Here is a 21,070-nt window from a genome sequence, read left to right as displayed (position 1 = left end):
ATGAAGAGACTTCAAACAGAAGAATATGCAATTAACTGACGGTCCGTGGACGCTCCATCCGGTTGATGCCAGGCACACGCAGTGTGGCCCATTCAGGGCGGAAATGCTCTACTTTTCCAACAACGACGGTCATATCATCCAAAATTTCATGCTGCTGATATCTGATAACACTCTCAAGCAGGCAATCGGCCAAATCTTGCGGATCATCTGTATCAATCTCTTGAATGAGCCGCTTCATCCATAGCTCTTTGTTCACCGCATACCCCGGTGCATCATAGATGCCATCCGTCATCATAATGAGGATATCCCCCGGTTGCAGCTGTACCGTCACCAGGTCCACTTCGATATCCTTAATAATACCGATTGGCAAATTACTGGCTGAAACTTGAATAACCTCCTGTCCACGTTTGATAAAACTTGGTGTTGATCCGATTTTCATAAACGTGGTCTCCGCCGTATACTCATCAATCAGCGCCATATCCACTGTGGCATACATCTCTTCAGGGGAGCGCAACATCAGAACGGAGTTCACCGATTTGATCGCCAGTTTCTCGTCCATGCCGGACTGTAGCAACTGTTCCAGAATATTGAGAGCTGCGCTGCTCTCCATGCGCGCCCGTTCCCCATTGCCCATTCCATCACTGAGCGCCACCGCGAATGTACCATTGCCTAATTCAACCGTACTAAAGCTGTCGCCTGACATCACATCTCCCCCTTTGGCAGCAGCAGCAACACCGGTGGTTACCTCGAACGTTTTGGCTGAACCAAACGTGACGGTTGCCAGTCCCTGACGAGGATCGGTCATGGTCTCATGCAAGACGGCAATATGCTCGTCCAGTACATCCGAGATCAGCGGAGCAATCATTTTCCGGCACTCATCGAATCCACGTGTATATGCATGTACAATCTCAATCTCTACATTGCCCGCTTCCAGATTAATGATCTCAATGGAGTGAATGGACAAGCCCAATGACTCCAGTGCGTCCCGAATCTGCTCCTCCTGCTGTACCATCTCATCACTTTCCCGCTGAATTTCTTTGGCCAGGTCCTCCATGACCTGAGATACACCGGACAATTGCTCTGCAACCAGCTGCCGGCTATCGATAATTTGACGCTTCCATTGCATGTTATGTTGATGCAGTCCATACTGGGCACGCATGACTTCAAGGACCTCTTCCGGTTTCGCACACACCCTGTTCCAGTCGACTGGAATTTGCTTGCCTGAGATCTCCGGGTTTCCTTCAATAGTACTCATCACGTCCGTCATATATTTGTAGGTTTGAATAAACTTCGCATCCCAGCATTGTGTACGCTTGAAGCAGCTTGCACATGTGCCCTCGGCAACCGCATTCATGAAATGGTCCATTCCACCTTCTTTCTGTACCTGCTCCCCTGCACCGGACATCTGATCAAAGCTACGTGACAATTGACGGAATACCTGTGAGAACCGGGTTACCCGTTCTGCCGTAATATCCCGTATCCGTTTGGCATACTCATGCTGCGATTTGGTATGATCCTGCGTACCCGGTACATATTTGGATATCGCCGTCATCAGGCTTTTAGGTGTTAACATGAATAGTACGATAGCTGCACACGTCTCCCATAATGAGTTCATCACATCGCCCGGTCCCCCCAGATATATGGATAGAATGGACGAACCCAGCAGCATGCCCAATGCAACCGCCGCACGTTTACCCTCTCGAAGCATACCTGCGAGCATCCCGGCAAAAGCAAGCAGGCTCATCTGATACACCGCTGACATGTCAGCCAGACTCAGAATCAAGCCGGTAATGACCCCAACCGAGGCTCCGAGGGGGGCTCCGCCCACCAGCGCAAAGATTAGAATGAGATAACGGGAGAGCATATGCTCGACGGACAAGGACTGAATTGTCCAACCTACGGCTCCCGTCATAACGGAAGCGAGCAATATGATCAGGCAGAGGATCTCCTCGTTCTTTAGGTTGAACTTTTTTTTGCGGTAGGTGAAGATCGGTATGGCTTGTATAAAAACAAGGGTGAGCACGAAGCTTAGTACCGAATCCATCGTGAGCATCAGCATGGCGTACCAGCTGAAGGATGGTCCAATCACGACGGCGAATAACTTGACCATAAATGTAGTGGTAAACACCATCGTTGGTGCATAAGATAATTCAGCACGATCATATGACTCAAGACCGCGGAAGAGCAGATAAAAGATGGCGATCTCCGATGCAACAATGAGCGGTACTGGAAACGGTGCGAAGAGACTACCTGCGAGTAGAGCGGCGCCTACCGGAATGATGTAATCCCTGCGCATGAAAGCAATTACGGCGAAGTAAGCAATGGCAAAGGGAGATAACTCATTCAGGATCATTGCCTTTCCGAGCAGGAACCCCATAAACGTAAGCAGCAGTACCCATTTGCGGGAAGCAACCATCTGGACAGCCTTGCGGGAGCCAAGCCATTGTTTCAGACGTACCGACAGCTCCTCCCGAGCTTCCGTACCTCCTTTACCTGCTTTCATTCCCGGAAATTGAATGACATTCCACTTTTCCATCATCCTCAAGGCACCCCATTCGATTAATTTGAATTTTCGTGTTTCGTTCTCGATGGTTCTGATTATAGATAGATTAGAAGACGTAGTTTGTCAGAATAGGTGGGCAGGGTCCAAAAAGTTTACGACAAAAGAAACGAGGCTGGCGCGGTGGTACGAAACCCCCGGCCTTATTGTGATTTCATTCATTCTCCTACCTGTTTCCGACAAGCGGAATGTCTGATTTTGAACCGGAGTTGGTTTGGCCTCGCCATCATTTGAGCAGGATAGCTGTGGAATGCCACGGAAACCTGTCGGTAAAAAATGGTAGACGACAAATGTTCTTATGGTTCCATTTTGCCGTGCAGAAAAACTGGGGATATGGAGCTTCACCTTACAAAAAAAGCTATTCGACTACTTATCTGTGAAAGTTGAACGTAAACGCAAAAAAACCGTTAGCCCACAGGCTAACGGTTTTTCTTATATGTTTAGATCAGGTTGAGACAGATTACACACGCTTGGCTCCACGGCCACCGCGTTTGCCTTCTGTGTTCTTCTTAAGCGAAGAGATCCGCTCTTCACTATCTTTCAGGAAGCGTGACATTTTATCCTCAAATGAAGGTTTGCCTGCTGCGGGCTTGAAAGAACGGCCTCCGCGGTCACCACGGTTAAATCCACCGCCGCCGCCACCACGACCTTGGCCACCACTTGGGCCTCCGCCGCTGAATCGTTCGCGATCTCCTCCACTGCGTTCCGGTCTAGGAGCTCTCGGGGGTCTGGATTGTGTTTGTTGCTCAACCGGTTTGTCAACAGCTTGCTTAATGGAAAGTCCGATCTTGCCATCCTTGTCAACGTTGATAACCTTTACTGTAACGAGGTCATTCAGCTTCAGGTGGTCGTTGACATCTTTGACGTAATTGTCGGCGATTTCCGAGATGTGAACGAGACCCGTGACACCTCCTGACAGATCCACAAATGCTCCAAAATGCGTGATTCCTGTCACCTTGCCCTCTAACTTGGTGCCCACTTCAATTGCCATAGAATAAAATGATCCTCCCTTAAAAATATACAACCCGATTTTTTGAATGCCAAAATCAATGCTACGCTAATGTAATTATACCTTATGCCGTAAACCAAGGTCAACTGAACACTACCCCATCAGAGAGCCTATTTTTTCCGGTTTAACGGCTTCAGACACACGGATAACAAACCTAGCTCGGTAATGGACCGAATTCCATCAGTTCCCTGACTCTTCAACCTGGATCGGCGTTTCCTCAGGAAGATAATATCCTTTTTTCCGTGCCAGCTGTCCTATGTATTCGGGGTCATTCAACCGGCTGACTTCGTACTTCAACTGTTCCAGCTTCTTCAACGTATCTTCCTTTGAAGCTTGCTGAGTAGCCAGATGAGAACTCTTGTCCGAAATTTGTGCATTCTGCACAAGGAATGTATATCCTGCCCATATTACAAATACAATCATAAACGTCATCCAAAGCATGAGGCGCCTTCGTGCACCGGCAGATTTTCCTTGGTTAGTTGGAGCCTTTGATCTGCCCACAGGTGTTTTACCCATTACGGACCTCCTTAAAACCAGCGTTTCCACATCGCTGCAATTCTTGTACCCACACGGATCATCCAATGCGGCGTTACCCAATATTTCAGGAGCGGCCTAAACATCCAGCGGAACAACTTGCCGAAAGGTACCAAACATTGCAGCACCAGCCTGCCCAGGAATAATAGTATCGCAATTACAAAACCGAATAATACGCGAATTAACTTATAAATCCCCTTAGCCGGCATAACGATCAGGATGTTAAGGATACGTCCACACCAATGAATCAGCGTTCTTGCGAGTTTAATTAACATTACCACAAAACGCTGGGTTGTAACACTTAAAAGCCAAAAATAGAAGCAAACCCCTATAATCAGCCCCAAAAAGACATAAAACCGCAGCTGTCCGTGGTTTCCGGCGTAGAGCATCCGAAAAACGAACAGCGCGGAAGCAACCCAGTACAACAGATCGAGTGTGTGGATGCTCCATCTCGGAAACCGCAGCTGTCCGGACAGTACCCGGTAACTGTCGTAGGCCATTCCCATCACGACCCCCGAAGTAAGCATCCACATCAATGTGATCCATTGAGTATCCGGACTCATCGGAACATCTTGCCAAACAGGCCTTTACTGTTTTTGGACTGGGAACCGGGGTCCAGATATTGGAGTGAACTGACTGTGCCTTCAATGGATAACAGACCTTCCTCCAGGCTCAGGTTTTTGATATGTAAATTGTGCCCTCGGATGGTCAGATGCCCAAGTTCAGTCTGCAGCAAAAATTCCTCACTGTCGAAGCTCTCCACATTGGAGACACCTGTCAGATCCAGCAGTTTCCGATTCTGCATGCTCAGATGATGCTGTTTGGCCTTACCGTGCTCAACCATGGCATGTACCCCTCCTTCTTACACCTAGCTTATGGATGAGGAGGTTGGAATAGAACCAGCGTTGTTGAACAAATAACACGGCATCTAATAAAACAAAAACGCCCTTCCCGGTTACAGGAGGACGTTTCGATTCAACTTGCATTGAATGAATGTTCAATCATACCAGGTGTACTGTTACCAGTTCATCCCGTTATCCTTGGCGATCGGCTCTTCCTTAACCAAGGTGTAGAGGCTGCTCGCCTCATCCTTCTTGGTGCTCTCAGCAATTCGTTCCACCTTCACAGTGACCAGTTTCTGACCGAACTGAACCGTCAGCTCATCGCCTACCTTAACAGCGGCGCTGGGCTTTGCTTCACGTCCGTTCACCAGAACACGCCCCTGTTCAGAGACGTCCTTGGCCACAGTACGGCGTTTGATTAACCGGGAGACCTTCAGGAATTTATCAAGACGCATTATTTTACGGCTTCTTTAAGTTTGTTGCCTGCTTTGAATGCAGGAACAGTGGACTCAGGAATCACGATTTCATTCCCTGTTTGTGGGTTACGTCCGGTACGACCGGAACGTTTGCGGGTCTCAAAAGTGCCAAAGCCGATCAATTGTACTTTGTCTCCGCTGGCAAGTGCATCTGTAATTTCTCCCAAAAAGCCATTCAATACGGACTCAACGTCTTTTTTAGTCAAACCACTTTTGGTTGAAATGTTGTTAATCAGATCTGTTTTGTTCATTTTTAAAAGCCTCCCAAATTGAAAAAAAAGTATCTGCGATCCCTGACAATCCTTCGATTGCCACTGGTTTCGCGTAAGGTTACTACACATGTATTCTGGCTTGGCATCTGAAATCCTGCCTTGGTCCGCGACTTTTTTTAGCTTTTTGTCGATGATCCGCAGGGGACAGTCTAAGACCAGTACCCGAAACCATCCGTCGCTAAACACCAACTCCAGTTTACACAGATGAACACATGTTCGTATATCATAACACACTGCATAGCATGATGGAATAAGGTTTATCGGTATTTTCCAGAAAATTGAACCCCTTATAATCCTGCCTTCTTCGCATCCTGCCAGAATTGCTCCATCTCTTCTACATTGCTATCTGCTGGTGTTCTTCCCTGTTCGCGCAAACGCTCTTCAATGTATTGGAACCGCCCAACGAACTTGCGGTTGGTGGCAGCGAGTGCCTCTTCCGGGTCTGTATCGATGAATCTTGCAACGTTCGCGGCTGCGAATAATAAATCTCCCAGTTCAAGCTTCCGCTCTTCTGCAGACTGACCTTGTTGCACTGCTTCTTTCAATTCCGCCAGCTCTTCCTCGATCTTGGCAAATACACCTTCAACATCATCCCAGTCAAAGCCCACTTTGGCTGCTTTCTTCTGTAGCTTGTATCCCTTCATCAATGCAGGCAAGTCACGCGGTATGCCGTCCAGCACGGAAACCTTCTGCTGATCCAGACCCTTGCGTTTCTTCTCCTCTGCCTTCATCTGTTCCCAGTTCTGAAGAGCTTCATTCGCATCTTCTGCCTGATTATCGCCAAACACATGCGGATGACGGAAAATCAGCTTATCATTCAAACCTTCGATGACATCATACACATTAAATGTGCCCACTTCTTCTTCCATCTGGGAATGCAATAAAATCTGCAGCAACAGATCACCCAGCTCTTCTTTCATATGGTCGGGGTCATCCTCATCGATCGTCTCAATGACTTCATAGGTCTCTTCAATCAGGTTTTTGCGAATCGACTGATGCGTCTGCTCCTGATCCCATGGACAGCCACCTGGACTGCGAAGAATGTTCACAATCTCATGCAAACGCGCAAAGGATCGCCGACGCAAGGCATCATCGGTGTTCTTCGGTACATAAATCAGTGACAGATTCCCGTATCCTTCGATCCGGTCCAGTTCGTGTAGCGGAATCTTGTGAATAACCTCCTGACCCTGTACACCCAGCGCATGACCCACAAATACCGGATAATCATCCGGGTAAACCTCCATCAGGCATAGCTTCACATCCGAGGCAGTGAACACATCGTAGACTTGTCCGATCAACGTATGTAGCTGTGGTTGTACCAGTTCCGTGTTCAGGCTGCTGGCATCCAGGAGTTGAAATCCTTCGATCGGGTCGAAACCAAGCCGTATAAAGGCTTCGTCCAGGAAGCTCTCTCCTCCCATAACACGCAGTGAAATGCCCATCTGTGGGCAACGTTCTTTGAGCAAACGTACACTTGCTTCTGCCACCATGGGATGACCCGGAACGGCATACACAATCTCTGTTCCGGCCTCGCCCTTGCGAGCGGCCTCTATCAGTTGGTTCGCGATCTCATCATATACTTCGGGGAAGGAGGACTTCGACTCATAGATGGCATCAAATGATGTCATCTCCAGCCCCTCTTGCTTCAGATCATTCAATACGGGATGATCCAGGGTGCGTACATACAGCGTAGCTGCATGTTTCATTTTTTTGATAATACCTACGGTCAGTTGGTCTGCATCTCCAGATCCAAGACCCACTACGGTCAAAGCTGCACTCATTGCGTAAACCTCCATCCGGACTGTCCTGTCCAGGCTCAATGATGATCATCGTGCCTGAACAGGACTAATTACACGTATTATACCAGAATCATTCGATATCCTATAATTGCATATTCGGGGTGCTGGAGGCAGAAGCACCTTGAGCATGAAGCTAGCGCAGCACACGCAGTCTGCGCAGCAGCTTGGCAAGGCGAGGCCCCAACTTGGGCACGACCGCCAGCTCCGCGGCGGTCAGTAGCCCTGTCCGGGCCGCCGCCAGCAAGAACACGGCAGAGCCTGCGGCAATGCCCAGCAGGCTCACGCCCATCGCGGCCAGCCGGCGGTCGGCCGCGATACCCATGCCGCCGAGCACGGCTTCGGCGGCCCAGGCCGTGCCTACCGCCGCCAGACTCATGGCGGCGATCACCAGCGCCGGCTTCGCCAGGACGGCGCCAGGGGCAGGGCGCAGGGCGACAAGTCGCGCCAACAGCGCCACATTCAGGCCAGCCGCCAGCATGTAGGCGACTGCGCCTGCCAGGGCCGCGCCGCTGATGCCCAGCGCCGGCACAAGCATGACGTTCAGCAGCGCCTTGACGCCTGCGGCGGCCAACATGCTGAACGCAGGTGCGCGCACGGCGCCGAGGCCTTGCAGCAGCGCCGCCGCAATAATGCTGACGGTGCTGCCCGCAGCCGTCAGCGCCATATACCGCAGTGCTTCCGTGCCTGCGGCATCTCCGTACAGCATGCGGTTAATCGGCTCCGCCAGCACCGCAAGACCCGCGGATGCCGCCAGGCCGATCAACCAGAACCAGCGCAGCGCGAGACCTGCTTGCTGCCGGACGGCTTCTGGCCCGCCCTTTAACCGGGCTTCCGCCATCGCCGGAATAAATAACACAGACAGTGACGTAGCCAGCATCGTCACCAGTTGAACCAGCGGCAATCCACGGTTGTAGATGCCGAAGGAAACCATCGACTGGAGCTCATCCAGTCCTTCTCCCCGCAGCAGCCGGGGCACAGTGAAGGTATCCACCAGATTCATCAGCGGTACGGCCAGCGACCCAAGACAGACAGGGATGGCATACATGAGCAGCGTCCTGATCCATTCCCCGTTGGATCGTGACCGTTCTCCCAGAGCGGGATGTATAGCACTCGCCGTTTTCTTTTGCAGCGTAACCGGCCTATGCTCCTGACGCTCATGCCTGTCTGCTCCAACCTCCTCACCTCTTCTGCTCCATTCCGAATTCAATTGTCCGGTGACCACTTCCCTGTCTTCTCGCCGATGTCGGACCATGTACCCTAACATGACTAGCAGCCCAACCATTCCGCCGGCAACGGAGCCCATCATGGCACCAGCAGCGATACTTTCAAGCGAAGCATCCCGCCTCATCAGCCAGAGAAGCAAAACAATCATGACGGTGACACGTATCGTCTGCTCCACCACTTGTGATACCGCTGTTGGGACCATCTGCTGTAACCCCTGAAAATATCCACGCAGCCCTGTCATCACCGGGACGAACAATAACGCCCATGAAGCTGCGCGAATCGATGGAACCACATGTCGATTGCCGATCAGCTCGGCGATCAGCGGCGCACCTGCATACATCAAGAGTGCCATTATAATTCCAATTCCCCCGAGCAATAGGGAAGATAGTCGAATAATTCTTCTGCTCTCGTCTGGTCTTCCCAGTGCATTCTGCTCTGCTACGAATTTGGATACGGCCAGCGGCAGTCCTGCAGCAGCAAGCGTGATAATGAGCATATATAACGGATACACCGTATTGTAAATGCCAAATACACCGTCTCCCCCCAGATTCTGCAGCGGAATCTTCTGAAAAGCACCAATGATTTTAGAGATAATGGCGGCAAGCCCAAGTACAAATGCACCCTGTAGCAGCCTTGAGCCTGTAGACGGCTGTTTCATAATTCCCTCCTGCGTATGTCCCTGCGTTCAATTAAGCATACCTTGTTATTATACCTGCCTGAAGGCGCACAGACTAACCCTCCCCCATGACAATCATCCCGAATCAACTCTCCTTGCCCCTTAAAAAGCAAAAAACTCCCGTATGCCCAAATCAGGGCACCAGGAGTTGATCTGCTGTCTATTGTTCCATTTGCTTGCCAAGGAAACCAGCAGCCGTCTCAGACATCTTCACTTCCATCTGAGACATCTTCACCGATTCATCCTTATTGAAAAGGATAACCGTTCCGATGGGGTCACCACCCGAGATAATCGGCGCAATAACAAAAGAGGATAACGTCTCGTCATGATCTTTGCTAAGCTCATAAGAACCGTTGTTTGTTTCCAAAATGGTCTTTCTGTTTTCCATACAGCCCTCCAACAGTTGACCTACCTGCTTGTCCAAATACTCTTTCTTGGAGCCCCCTGCCACCGTGATAATGGTATCCCGGTCAGAGATCATCGTTACATGTCCTGTACTCTCATACAGGGATTCTGCATATTCTTTGGCAAAATCACCAAGCTCGCCAATCGGCGAATATTTTTTAAGAATAACTTCTCCATCACGGTCCACGAAAATTTCCAGTGGATCCCCTTCACGAATACGTAACGTACGGCGGATTTCTTTTGGAATGACCACACGACCAAGGTCATCTATACGGCGGACAATACCAGTAGCTTTCATTTCACATGTTGCCCCACTTTCTCGAGAAGATTTTTCAACTACTGTTCCTTAATGGGTAGAGGAAAGTCCCAGAACGTTTAGTGTGATATCTTGACCATAGTATTCATCTGTTCCCATTTCCTTATACATACATCGGAGAATATAGTTGTGTAACTTTCGAAGAAGGCGACCATATACCCATACGGCTTGAATATATACAAGAAGAAGCAAGAAGGAGGTCCTAAGTCCTCCCCTTGCTTCTCTGTATGGTTGTCCATATTTACTGTTGAACAAGGCATTCATTCGGGCAGATTTACCCCTGAACGTATGCTAACACAGCCATACTACTTACTGCTTGTACCTTCGTCTGTCGTTGCATCTTTATCTGTTCCAGTCGTACCTTGGTCAGTCTTGGTATCTGTACCTGTGGAGTCATCCGTTTTTGGTTCGGTTGTTTGCTCTCCTTCAGTTCCTGTACCTGTTGTGCCTTCAGTCGTACCTTCTTCAGCTTTTTCTGTTTTTGGCAGATTAACTTCTTTTACGATTTTGTCCAATTCATTTTGCATGAACGTATCGATCTCAGCAGCTGCCAATTGGCTCTTCAGACTTTCTTTTTGCTCAGCCGTCAATTTAGTGAAGTCTGCTTCTGTACGAGCTTCCACTTTCATGATGTGGTAACCGTACTCCGTTTCAACCGGATCACTGATTTTGTTCAGTGGCAACGTTTTTGCAGCTTCCTTAAATGCTTCTACCCAGCTGCCCACAGGTGTTTCTTCATACAGTCCACCTTTTTCAGCAGAACCTGGATCTTCGGAATATTCTTTTGCAATTTCAGCAAAATCAGCTCCGCCATCCAACTTGGTTTTTACTTCTTTTGCAATTTTCAGTGCATCTTCTTTTTTACGCTCTTTTTGCGTTTTTGGATCTGTGAAGTTAATCAGCACGTGACGAACGGAAGCCGTTGTGAACTGATCTTTGTTTTTCTCAAACTCAGCCTTAATCGCATCTTCCGTAACGCCAGTTTCCTTGTCTTTGATTACCGTCATGATGCGTGTCATATAATCCTTGATGTTCTGGTCAGTCAGGTTCTGAGCTTTCAGCATCTCAGTCCATTGATCTGCCTGAACAGAAGCTTTCATTTTATCGAATTGCTCAGTTGCTGTTTTGGCACCCGCTGTTTTGGCTTCTTCACTTGCTTTGCCACTCAGGTATTCATAAGCAACTTCCTGTTTCACCAGGTACTCCTTGAAATCGTCCATATCCATCATTTGTGCATATTCCGGATACAGGAATTTCATAACGCGTTGTTCCATATCGAATTCATTGGCTGTAATGGTACCACCATCATACGTAGCGACTACAGCACTCGTATCTGTCGATTCCGGTGCTTTCGCTTCTTCCTTCTTGCCGCATGCAGCAAGCAATGATAAGGATAGTACTGCGACCATGCTCACAGACAGTACTTTTCCTACTTTTTTATACTTTGGTAACATCTTTTAGTTCCCCCTTTGATTTAAAAGCAGTCTTCATGGACTCCAGAATTTTCTCTACCAGCTCCATCAGTTGCTTATCCCCAAGCCCCTTGCCTTTAGCGTGAATCAGCATATGGGGTCCTTGTTCAAATTGTACACGTCTTTCGAACTGATTTCCAATGTGCGCGATTTTCGATAGTTCAAAGGCATGTTCACGGCCTTCATAGAACTTCACGGTAATGTCCTCACCACGTTGGGAAATGGACTCAATACCGTAGATTTTGCCGTATACTTTCATCCGCGCAACAGCCAGCAAGTTAATGACGGCCTCCGGAAGATCACCGAATCGGTCAACCAATTCGTCTTCCAGCTCCATCGCATCGTCGAAGGAAGCAATGACCGCCACTTTTTTATAGATCTCAATCTTCTGAATACTGTCATAAATATAATCGGACGGCAAGTAAGCATCGATACTGAGATCCAAGGTTGTGTTCCACTGGTCGGAAGGTACCGGCTCCTCGCCAAGCATCGTAACTTTGCGTTTGTTGATCTCCTCTGCGAGCATCTGGGAATACAGATCGAACCCGACGGAAGCAATGAAGCCATGCTGCTCTGCTCCTAGCAGATTTCCCGCACCACGGATCGACAAGTCACGCATGGCGATTTTGAATCCCGAACCCAGTTCAGTGAATTCTTTGATCGATTGCAGACGTTTTTCGGCAACTTCAGTAAGCACTTTATCCCGTTGGTACGTAAAGTACGCATACGCAATACGGTTGGAACGACCCACCCGTCCGCGCAGCTGATACAGCTGGGAAAGCCCCATTTTATCCGCATCATGTACAATCAGCGTATTTACGTTCGGAATATCTACCCCGGTCTCGATGATACTTGTGCTCACAAGCACGTCATATTCACCATCCAGGAAGTCCAGAATCGTCTTCTCCAGCTCTGTCTCCGACATCTGACCATGACCCACACCAACCTTGGCTTCAGGCACAAGTTCAGAAATTTCAGCTGCCATCTCCTGAATTCCTTGAACACGGTTGTAGAGGTAATACACCTGACCTCCACGGGCAAGCTCACGCTCAATCGCTTCGCGGACAAGCGCCTGACTGTGTTCAACCACATAAGTCTGCACCGGGAAACGATTCTCTGGCGGAGTCTCAATAACGGACAGATCACGCACACCCAGCATGGACATATGAAGCGTACGCGGAATCGGCGTTGCCGTCAGCGTCAGCACGTCCACATTGGTTTTTAGCTTCTTCAGTTTTTCCTTATGAGTTACTCCGAAACGCTGTTCTTCGTCGACAATGAGCAGTCCCAGGTCCTTGAACACCAGATCCTGCGACAGCAGGCGATGCGTCCCGATAACAATATCCACTGTACCTGCCTTGATGCCTTTGGCTGTTTCATTCTGCTCTTTACGCGAGCGGAAACGGCTAAGCACATGAATGTTGAACGGGTAACCGGAGAACCGCTCACGGAACGTCTCAAAATGCTGCTGTGCCAAAATCGTTGTCGGCACGAGTACAGCCACCTGTTTGCCTTCAATAGCTGCTTTGAACGCAGCACGAATAGCCACCTCGGTTTTGCCGTAACCAACATCCCCACACAATAAACGGTCCATCGGACGGTTTTGTTCCATGTCCTTCTTGATTTCTTCGATCGCACGCACCTGATCACGTGTCTCATCGTAAGGGAACATGTCCTCAAACTCCTGCTGTTCTGCAGAATCCTTGTCGAATCCAAATCCTTTGGACGTCTGACGCTCTGCATACAGCTTGATCAGATCATCAGCAATATCCTGTACGGATGTGCGGACTTTATTTTTAACTCGTGTCCACTCATTGCCGCCCAGCTTGTATATTTTAGGTTCTTTCTCTTCTGAACCTACATACTTCTGAATCAGATCGATCTGTTCAATAGGTACAGACAGTTTGTCTCCACCCGCATAGAGAATATGCATGTAGTCTTTATGAATACCGCCAACCTCAAGGGTACCAATCCCGAGGTACTTACCAATCCCGTGGTTTTGGTGAACGACATAATCGCCCACTTTTAGCTCACTATAGGATTTGATCCGTTCCGCGTTGTCTACATTCCGAATTGGTTTGCGTACTTTACGCTGTTTTTGCGAGAACATCTCGCCCTCAGTCACGACAGCCAAATGAATCGACGGCATTTCAAATCCGGTTTGCAAGTTACCAATCATCATCTCTGGCTCTGGAATATCATAGTCCATCAGTACCCGGCGCATCCGATCCAATCGTTCCTCACCGTTCGCCAGCATCAGCACTTGAACTCCAGCCTTCTGCCAACGCTCCATCTCTGCCTTCAGTACGTTCATCTGTCCATGGAAATCCTGCATACCACGACTGATGAAGTTCAGAATGTTCTGTGGTTGGGTGTGTGGAACCTGACGCAAAAAGATCGACATAAACAGCGTCTGGAATGGACGCTCATACAAGAGTTCATCACCGTCTGCGGATAATGGAAGATCCGGAAGTGTTTTTCCGTTTTGCATCAAATGCAGATTCCACTCTGATTCATCACGGTCCAGCTGTTTCGATGTCTCCGATAGTCTGGCAGGCTCATCAAGAACCAGCAGGGTATCTTCTGGCATATAGTCGTAGATCGTTTTGTTCTCCGGATAGAGCGGAGAAATATATTTGTACATTTCGGAGAAATACACGTGTTCCCGCAAAAGCTCGATCTCCCGGTGAATTTCTTCACGAAGACGCAGCTTCGCCTGCCGGTCCGTCATTTTCTCCAGCTGTTGCTCGAGCAAAATGGCAGCTGCATCGGCAGCCTTTTCCATCCGCTCACGATCTGCAATTAATTCCTTGCATGGCAAAACCGTAATTTCTTCAATCCGTTCAATTGAACGCTGATCCGCTGGGTCGAACGTCCGAATGGAGTCGATCTCATCATCAAATAACTCCACTCGATATGCGATCGATGAAGTAACCGGATAGAAATCGATGATACCTCCGCGTACACTCATCTCACCACGAGATTCTACGCGCTCTACACGCTCATATCCGAGCTTAACCATCTCCAGCAGGAAGGAGTCCAGTTGAAGTGTGTTGCCCTGTTTAATCAAAATTCGAGCATTGGCCATCACTTCAGGAAGCGGGACATAACGTCTTACGCCAGAAAAGGGAATAACAACAACGCCCCTGAATCCCTGGGCGCAGCGGACCAACACATCAATACGCTGACCCAATGTTTCCGGGCTGGAAACAGCAGCTTCAGCAGCGACAAGTTCGTTGGCAGGATAGATCAACACCTGATCAGGTGAAAGCGCTTCCTGTAAATCTTCTGCAATTTTTTGAGCTGAAAACATATTGTGTGTTACTACGAGCAATGGTCGGTTCATTTCCTGATGCAGAGCAGCCAGCATAATCTGACGCGCCGAGCCGGATAGACCTGAAACCAATTGTTCCTTCATGCCGGACTTGATTCCGGCTGTAATGGACCCGAAGTCCGGATCTTTGGAAAAAGCCTGTATAAGTGCTTGTAACAAAAGGGGCACCTCTCTTATAACTTACTTGATTATCTCACGCATACGCGTAACATCACTATTAAAATGGATACAAATTCCTTTTTGTCCTGTTTCATCATAAAGGATTACTCGCAACATTGCCACATCTGTTGATGTGGCTAAGCCTGATTTCGAGATAGCGCTGGCTTTCATTCCAACTGAAAAGAAGCCTCAGCAGGCTGCCAAGGCTATAAAAGGTGGAGCGTTATTACGCAACCGCCCTCAACTGTCATTCGATCCTGTTACAGGCGATGTCTACTGAAGCGGACTCGCGAGCAGACTAAGCTCCGGATTGTGCTCCAGGGCCTCCTTACAGTAATCACATGTAATCCGAACGGTAATGTCACCACCTGAATTATACGCTATTATATCCCTCCGCTCGTCGGGGGTCAAGAAATGAAAGCCAAGCTCTACTTCCGTTATCCGGGCAGAATCGATTCGTCCAATAAAGGTACGGCAATGCCGACATACGTAATTCACTGACATGTTTATGCCTCCTGAACATGGTTTATACGTCCAGTATGTCCAGTATGGCTGAATCGAACCCGTCTTTTTGATCATTTTACCAGTATGTCTTACAGAATTAACCGTTAAACTTCGCCATTGTTTGTTCGAACGTATGAGTCAAGCTATGCTCCAGGGCATCACACGTTTGCTCAATGGTCTGATCAAGGGCTTCTTTTTCTTTCTTCATAAATGTCGACAGTACATAATCGACAATGGCATGTCCTGGTTCAGGCCGGGATATTCCCATGCGTACCCGGTTAAACTGCTGTGTACCGGTATGCTGAATAATGGACTTGATGCCATTATGTCCGCCTGCACTGCCTTGGTAACGCAATCTGACTTTGCCAATCTCTGTATCCATGTCGTCGTACACAACAATCAGATCTTCAAGACTAACTTTATAAAAATCCATATACGCTCGAACCGATTCACCAGACAAGTTCATAAAGGTCATGGGTTTGATCAGCACTGTTTTCACACCGCCAATGTTGCCTTCTCCAATCAGCGCCTTACATTTACTCTGTGTAATGGAGATACTATGACGATCAGCCAACCGATCCAGTGCCATAAAACCGATATTATGACGGGTTTTGGCATAGTTCGAGCCTGGATTTCCAAGTCCGACAATCCACTTCATCTTGTTCCCTCCTTCGGATTAGCCTGAGGTGAGGCATAGACTTCGAATGTTATATTTCATATAATATCAGGAAAGTAAAGATCGATTTACTGTAGTATTCACAGTTAATATTTTATCAACCCAGGAAGGTGAGCGGGTTTTGCGCGAAGACAACGGACAACTGACTCAACATAGCGATTTTATCTATCATCTCGAATATCACGTACCTGTACAGGTATACGACCGCGACACCCATATTGAGATTGGTCTCATCACTCGTTTCGATAATCAATTCGTCGAGATTGCCGACACGCTCTTTCATCGGCGTCGTTTCCGATTTATCTCCCGCCCCGGGTATTAACCATATAAGATGAACGAACCATTTTACACTGGATCACTGCGCGTGCAGAAACATCTTCCGATCGCTGTTAAGTCGAAGGCATATGCTTCCGAAGCAGCTTTCTTTCAGAAAGCTTTTAACTTCGCTTCTTCAGATCTTTTCTGCCCTCTCCGTTATTGTGTAAATGAGTAGTTCAAACTTATATGGACTGACCAGCGTCTGTTTCACCTTTAATAAAACGGCACGCCGACAGGGGTTACATTTTCCATTGAACCGGAAAACGTAACCCCTCTACTACTTTATGCAGACATCCTTATTCAATTTCAAACAGCTTGCTGATTGACAATTCCTCATGAACCCGGATAATTGCTTCTCCGAGCAAAGGCGCTACAGACAACACTTTGAGTTTGCTTGTCGGATTAGCATGCGTAATTGGAATGGTATCCGTTACGATGACTTCCTTCAATGGTGCATTCTCCAAACGTTCCATCGCAGGTCCGGACAATACCGGGTGAGTACAGCACGCGTATACTTCTTTCACGCCGCCTTCCATCAGAGCATTCGCTCCCAGTACAATCGTTCCCGCCGTGTCAATAATGTCATCGATCAGAATGGCTGTTTTACCCTCGATGTTACCGATAATGTTCATCACTTCACTCACATTCGGCTCAGGACGACGTTTGTCGATAATCGCAAGAGGTGCATTCAGGAAATCAGCCAGTTTACGTGCGCGGACTACGCCACCGTGGTCAGGTGACACGACAACTGGATTTTCGATCTGTTTCGACCGGAAATATTGAGCCAGAATCGGTACGCCGAGCAAATGGTCGACCGGAATGTCGAAGAATCCCTGAATCTGCATTGCATGCAAGTCCATCGCGATAACACGGGTTGCACCCGCTTTTTCGATCAGGTTGGCAACCAGTTTCGCCGTAATTGGGTCACGTGAACGTGCCTTGCGATCCTGTCTTGCATAGCCATAGTAAGGAATAACGACGTTAATCGTCTTGGCAGATGCCCGTTTAAGTGCATCAATCATAACGAGCATTTCCATCAGGTTGTCATTAACCGGCAAGCAAGTGGACTGCACGATGTAGACGTGACAACCCCGAACACTCTCGGAGAGTTTCACTTGAATCTCGCCATCACTGAAGCTGGTTGTGTGAGATTCACCCATGGGAATCCCGATATAATCAGCAATTTGATGGGCGAGCTTGGGGTTAGAATTGCAAGTAAATATTTTTAATTTCGAATCAAAATAAGTCATAAAATAAAAACCCTCCGTGCTGGTTCATTGGAATCAATAAGCGTCTGCGACATGTCGGCACCTCCCGGTCTTCGGGAGGCAATCTTGTTATCAAAACCCCTTATTGGGGTTTGGCATTTTGTTTCTTGGCTTTGGCACGTCCGCGAATCTTCTCCGCATAACCAGGTTTATTCTCCTGACGTGGACGAGCAATGGCCAGATCATTCTCGGGAACGGAATGGGTAACGGTAGAGCCAGCAACCACATAAGCGCCTTTTCCTACCGTAATCGGTGCAATCAGATTGACGTTGCTGCCTACAAAAGCATCATCTTCAATCGTTGTCACAGCTTTATTATAACCATCATAATTGACAGTTATTGCCCCGCATCCAACATTTACGTTTTTCCCTACTTTGGCATCCCCAATATAGCTGAGATGAGATACTTTGGAACCTTCATCAATTGTAGCATTTTTCACTTCGACAAAGTCACCAATTTTTACGTTGCGACCCAGTTTAGTCCCAGGACGCAAATTAGCATATGGACCTACTGTTGCATCAGAACCAACTTCGGCATTGGACAACACCGAATGTTTAATCGTAACTCCGTCCTGAATAACACTGTCTTCCACATCTGCCTGAGGACCAATATGACATGCTTCACCAATGGAAGTTGTGCCTTTGAGGATCGTCCCCGGATACAAAACTGTATCTGATCCAATCGTAACATCCGCTCCGATATATGTCGATGACGGATCAATGATCGTAACACCGTTCAACATATGGCGTACGGCGAGACGTTCACGCATGAAGGCTTCGGCTTGTGAAAGCGCGAGTCGGTCGTTAACCCCGATGGATTCTGCGATGTCATCTGACATATAAGCCTCAACGACTTCTCCATCATTGCGGAAAATGCCAACCACGTCTGTGAGATAATACTCTCCCTGAGCGTTCTGGTTCGTCACTTTTTCCAGGGCTGCGAACAATTTTGCATTATCAAAACAGTATGTGCCCGTGTTAATCTCATTCACAGCATCTTCCTGCTCTGTGCAATCCTTTTGTTCCACAATCCGTTGTACAGACCCATCTTCTCCGCGAATGACGCGGCCATAGCCTTTGGGATTGTCCAACTGAGCCGTAAGAACTGTGGCTGCTGCTCCGCTGCTCTCATGCAGCTTCATCAGACCTTCCAACGTCTCACTGGTCACAAGTGGTGTATCTCCGCAGACCACAATCGTAGATCCAGTTTCACCGCCAAGCAAGGACTTAACCTGCTTCACTGCATGACCTGTACCCAGTTGTTCCGCCTGAAGTGCATACTCCGCTCTGGAACCCAAAAATGACTGCACCGCTTCGGCACCATGACCGACTACCACTACACTGCGTTCAACGCCTGCGCTGAGTGCTGCATCCAGCACATGTCCAACCATAGGTTTACCGCATACGGGATGCAGTACTTTGTACAATTTTGATTTCATTCGTTTCCCTTGCCCTGCGGCAAGAACGATTGCCATTCGTTTCAAAATTAACGACCTCCTGTTCTGAAAATCCCATTGAATTGCATTGCTGATCTATATCCAATGAGTATCGTTCAGCCGGCTTCAAGCCGGTCCTGTTCATCGCCTGCTGTCTCTGTAATCACACGTAACAACGCGGACACCAACGAATCGTGACCTATATGTATACGCCGTGTACCTGCGAGCTTAACCGAATCCCAATGATTCCTAAGATGCCGCCCTGCCACCAAGCGCACGATGCGCTTTTTGTTCTCTGCTAATAAACTCAATACTGAATATATCTTATTCCGGTCAAAAAGAAAAGAGAGCCATAAGACATGGCTCTCTTTTCCTTCGAACCCCAATAATGTTCTCAGGCACCTTCTTCAATAACTTCTTCCTCAGTTGCTGCACGATCGTATTCAGTCAAAACTGCTGCCTGAATCTTCTCACGAGTACCGGAAGAGATCGGGTGGGCGATATCACGGAACTCTCCGTCAGGAGTACGCTTGCTCGGCATAGCAACAAACATTCCGTTGTTACCATCAATGACACGAATGTCATGAACGACGAATTCGTTATCGATGGTAATGGATGCGATAGCCTTCATTCTCCCCTCCGAGTTAACACGGCGGAGTCTGACATCCGTAATTTGCATGTGTGTGTTCACCACCTTTTTCCATCAGAACTTGGTGTATAATTCCACACAGCCTATACGAACTCCTTCTTTTTATAACCACAAAAATTTCCTAATTTCAGGAATTTTTTTATTTAATACACAATTCGACAACGTTAGTGCCAGGTCGATGGAAAAGAACCTTTACCGACACAAAATTCGTCATCTTTCTACAGGTCGAAATAGTTGCCAGGCTTGACGGAAATGTGTCTGCTCTTGGCATCAACCGCTGTCAGCTTCGCCAGAGAGACGTAATCCGTTAGCAGGCGTTCCTCTGAATCTACAGAACCAGATTCCACCAGTACCCCTACCCCGGCTACCGTAGCATTAAACTCGGCCAAAAGATCGATCATTCCTTGCACCGTACCCCCAGCCTTCATGAAGTCATCCACAATGAGTACTCTGGAATGCTCACGCATCGCCCGGCGAGACAAGGACATGGTATGCAGACTTTTATGGGACCCGGATACATAATTGATACTTACGGCCGATCCTTCTGTAGCCTGATGGTCCCTGCGTACGAGCACGACAGGCAGGTTGAGCTGGGCTCCGGTCGCATAAGCCAGTGGGATTCCCTTGGTTTCTACCGTCATAACCACATCAATATTCATATTGCCAAAGGCCGTTGCAAAGATCTTGCCGGCTTCATTCATCAATGCGGGTTGTCCAAGCAGATCGGACATGTACAGGTATTCTCCAGGCAAGATCCGATCAGGCTGCGCGAGCTGGGTCGACAGTCGCTCCGCAAATGCCAGTGCCAGTTCTCGAGACACCTTCGGAATCCATCTTACTCCGCCGGCTGCTCCAGCCAGTGTATGCAGTTCTCCTGACCCACCTTCTTCGAACACTTCCTTGATAATCGCCAAATCTTCACTAATCGAAGACTTCGCGGCTCCATAGCGTTCGGCAAATGTGGTCAACGGAATAACCGTATGCGGTCTGGACAATAAGTATTGCGTCATTTCAACCAGCCTTGCGCTTCGTTTTAACTTCTTCACAGAGATCCATCCTCACGATCACGGAAACATCCAAATCCGAATAATTATTTAAAAATATACCACCTTTATACGTGTTTGTACATTATAAAAGCGAAT

20 protein-coding genes are annotated in these 21,070 nt (G+C 48.3%); all 20 read right to left on the bottom strand.

Translation table 11 applies throughout. The features are described from left to right. Positions 1-31: 31 nt before the first annotated feature. A complete protein-coding gene (spoIIE, locus tag NYE45_RS00280; protein ID WP_340015158.1) occupies positions 32-2,539 on the bottom strand; it encodes a stage II sporulation protein E in 2,508 nt (835 codons plus the stop codon). A gap of 481 nt (positions 2,540-3,020) precedes the next feature. Continuing rightward, positions 3,021-3,551: a S1 domain-containing RNA-binding protein gene (locus NYE45_RS00275; protein ID WP_017691357.1), complete on the bottom strand. Its 531-nt coding sequence runs from the start codon at positions 3,549-3,551 to the stop codon at positions 3,021-3,023. Positions 3,552-3,749: 198 nt separating this feature from the next. Continuing rightward, positions 3,750-4,085, bottom strand: a complete 336-nt coding sequence (locus NYE45_RS00270) for a septum formation initiator family protein (protein ID WP_062838085.1) — start codon at positions 4,083-4,085, stop codon at positions 3,750-3,752. Positions 4,086-4,096: 11 nt separating this feature from the next. Beyond that, positions 4,097-4,666, bottom strand: coding sequence for a spore cortex biosynthesis protein YabQ (gene yabQ / locus NYE45_RS00265; RefSeq protein WP_340015157.1), 570 nt, complete (start codon positions 4,664-4,666; stop codon positions 4,097-4,099). Next, on the bottom strand, positions 4,663-4,947 hold the full coding sequence (gene yabP / locus NYE45_RS00260) for a sporulation protein YabP (protein WP_056697424.1): 285 nt from the start codon (positions 4,945-4,947) through the stop codon (positions 4,663-4,665). Before yabP ends, yabQ begins: the two co-directional genes overlap by 4 nt. A gap of 174 nt (positions 4,948-5,121) precedes the next feature. Beyond that, positions 5,122-5,400 (bottom strand): RNA-binding S4 domain-containing protein, encoded by a 279-nt coding sequence (locus NYE45_RS00255; RefSeq protein WP_036606120.1) that lies wholly within the window; start codon positions 5,398-5,400, stop codon positions 5,122-5,124. Continuing rightward, entirely contained in the window at positions 5,400-5,672 is a 273-nt protein-coding gene (locus NYE45_RS00250; RefSeq protein ID WP_017691362.1) for an HU family DNA-binding protein, read from the bottom strand. Before NYE45_RS00250 ends, NYE45_RS00255 begins: the two co-directional genes overlap by 1 nt. Positions 5,673-5,980: 308 nt before the next feature. Then, the gene (gene mazG / locus NYE45_RS00245; protein ID WP_340015156.1) at positions 5,981-7,474 is read right to left on the bottom strand and encodes a nucleoside triphosphate pyrophosphohydrolase; all 1,494 of its coding nucleotides are present in this window, start codon (positions 7,472-7,474) and stop codon (positions 5,981-5,983) included. 151 nt (positions 7,475-7,625) lie between these two features. Beyond that, on the bottom strand, positions 7,626-9,374 hold the full coding sequence (locus NYE45_RS00240) for a polysaccharide biosynthesis protein (protein WP_340015155.1): 1,749 nt from the start codon (positions 9,372-9,374) through the stop codon (positions 7,626-7,628). 178 nt (positions 9,375-9,552) lie between these two features. After that, on the bottom strand, positions 9,553-10,095 hold the full coding sequence (gene spoVT, locus NYE45_RS00235; protein ID WP_036606123.1) for a stage V sporulation protein T: 543 nt from the start codon (positions 10,093-10,095) through the stop codon (positions 9,553-9,555). A 323-nt stretch (positions 10,096-10,418) separates the two neighbouring features. Then, a complete protein-coding gene (locus NYE45_RS00230) occupies positions 10,419-11,567 on the bottom strand; it encodes a peptidylprolyl isomerase (protein WP_062838089.1) in 1,149 nt (382 codons plus the stop codon). Continuing rightward, entirely contained in the window at positions 11,551-15,078 is a 3,528-nt protein-coding gene (gene mfd / locus NYE45_RS00225) for a transcription-repair coupling factor (RefSeq protein ID WP_340015154.1), read from the bottom strand. The genes NYE45_RS00230 and mfd overlap by 17 nt, the downstream gene beginning before the upstream one ends. Before the next feature lie 273 nt (positions 15,079-15,351). After that, on the bottom strand, positions 15,352-15,582 hold the full coding sequence (locus NYE45_RS00220; RefSeq protein WP_017691368.1) for an anti-sigma-F factor Fin family protein: 231 nt from the start codon (positions 15,580-15,582) through the stop codon (positions 15,352-15,354). A gap of 97 nt (positions 15,583-15,679) precedes the next feature. After that, complete coding sequence (pth, locus tag NYE45_RS00215) at positions 15,680-16,240, bottom strand: aminoacyl-tRNA hydrolase (protein ID WP_062838091.1); 561 nt, start codon at positions 16,238-16,240, stop codon at positions 15,680-15,682. Positions 16,241-16,355: 115 nt separating this feature from the next. Next, entirely contained in the window at positions 16,356-16,541 is a 186-nt protein-coding gene (locus tag NYE45_RS00210) for a hypothetical protein (protein ID WP_062838092.1), read from the bottom strand. Between the two features lie 331 nt (positions 16,542-16,872). Further along, entirely contained in the window at positions 16,873-17,826 is a 954-nt protein-coding gene (locus tag NYE45_RS00205) for a ribose-phosphate diphosphokinase (protein WP_017691370.1), read from the bottom strand. A gap of 100 nt (positions 17,827-17,926) precedes the next feature. Next, positions 17,927-19,327, bottom strand: a complete 1,401-nt coding sequence (gene glmU, locus NYE45_RS00200) for a bifunctional UDP-N-acetylglucosamine diphosphorylase/glucosamine-1-phosphate N-acetyltransferase GlmU (protein WP_340015153.1) — start codon at positions 19,325-19,327, stop codon at positions 17,927-17,929. A 68-nt stretch (positions 19,328-19,395) separates the two neighbouring features. Beyond that, complete coding sequence (locus NYE45_RS00195; RefSeq protein WP_124118801.1) at positions 19,396-19,590, bottom strand: hypothetical protein; 195 nt, start codon at positions 19,588-19,590, stop codon at positions 19,396-19,398. A gap of 83 nt (positions 19,591-19,673) precedes the next feature. Then, positions 19,674-19,958 carry a septation regulator SpoVG gene (spoVG, locus tag NYE45_RS00190; protein ID WP_017691372.1) on the bottom strand — a complete coding sequence of 95 codons (285 nt, stop codon included), beginning with the start codon at positions 19,956-19,958 and terminating at the stop codon, positions 19,674-19,676. Between the two features lie 188 nt (positions 19,959-20,146). Then, complete coding sequence (gene purR, locus NYE45_RS00185; protein WP_062838094.1) at positions 20,147-20,974, bottom strand: pur operon repressor; 828 nt, start codon at positions 20,972-20,974, stop codon at positions 20,147-20,149. Positions 20,975-21,070 lie beyond the last annotated feature (96 nt).

It is taken from the genome of Paenibacillus sp. FSL K6-1318 (assembly GCF_037976905.1).
Taxonomy (GTDB): domain Bacteria; phylum Bacillota; class Bacilli; order Paenibacillales; family Paenibacillaceae; genus Paenibacillus; species Paenibacillus amylolyticus_A.
The sequence above is the reverse complement of the archived record's forward strand: the minus strand, read 5'-3'. Positions and strand labels throughout refer to the sequence as shown.

Coding starts and splice junctions, on each gene's coding strand:
- spoIIE (WP_340015158.1), bottom strand. CDS start 2,539: ATGATGGAAAAGTGGAATGTCATTCAATTTCCGGGAATGAAAGCAGGT.
- NYE45_RS00275 (WP_017691357.1), bottom strand. CDS start 3,551: ATGGCAATTGAAGTGGGCACCAAGTTAGAGGGCAAGGTGACAGGAATC.
- NYE45_RS00270 (WP_062838085.1), bottom strand. CDS start 4,085: ATGGGTAAAACACCTGTGGGCAGATCAAAGGCTCCAACTAACCAAGGA.
- yabQ (WP_340015157.1), bottom strand. CDS start 4,666: ATGAGTCCGGATACTCAATGGATCACATTGATGTGGATGCTTACTTCG.
- yabP (WP_056697424.1), bottom strand. CDS start 4,947: ATGGTTGAGCACGGTAAGGCCAAACAGCATCATCTGAGCATGCAGAAT.
- NYE45_RS00255 (WP_036606120.1), bottom strand. CDS start 5,400: ATGCGTCTTGATAAATTCCTGAAGGTCTCCCGGTTAATCAAACGCCGT.
- NYE45_RS00250 (WP_017691362.1), bottom strand. CDS start 5,672: ATGAACAAAACAGATCTGATTAACAACATTTCAACCAAAAGTGGTTTG.
- mazG (WP_340015156.1), bottom strand. CDS start 7,474: ATGAGTGCAGCTTTGACCGTAGTGGGTCTTGGATCTGGAGATGCAGAC.
- NYE45_RS00240 (WP_340015155.1), bottom strand. CDS start 9,374: ATGAAACAGCCGTCTACAGGCTCAAGGCTGCTACAGGGTGCATTTGTA.
- spoVT (WP_036606123.1), bottom strand. CDS start 10,095: ATGAAAGCTACTGGTATTGTCCGCCGTATAGATGACCTTGGTCGTGTG.
- NYE45_RS00230 (WP_062838089.1), bottom strand. CDS start 11,567: ATGTTACCAAAGTATAAAAAAGTAGGAAAAGTACTGTCTGTGAGCATG.
- NYE45_RS00220 (WP_017691368.1), bottom strand. CDS start 15,582: ATGTCAGTGAATTACGTATGTCGGCATTGCCGTACCTTTATTGGACGA.
- pth (WP_062838091.1), bottom strand. CDS start 16,240: ATGAAGTGGATTGTCGGACTTGGAAATCCAGGCTCGAACTATGCCAAA.
- NYE45_RS00210 (WP_062838092.1), bottom strand. CDS start 16,541: ATGAAAGAGCGTGTCGGCAATCTCGACGAATTGATTATCGAAACGAGT.
- NYE45_RS00205 (WP_017691370.1), bottom strand. CDS start 17,826: ATGACTTATTTTGATTCGAAATTAAAAATATTTACTTGCAATTCTAAC.
- spoVG (WP_017691372.1), bottom strand. CDS start 19,958: ATGCAAATTACGGATGTCAGACTCCGCCGTGTTAACTCGGAGGGGAGA.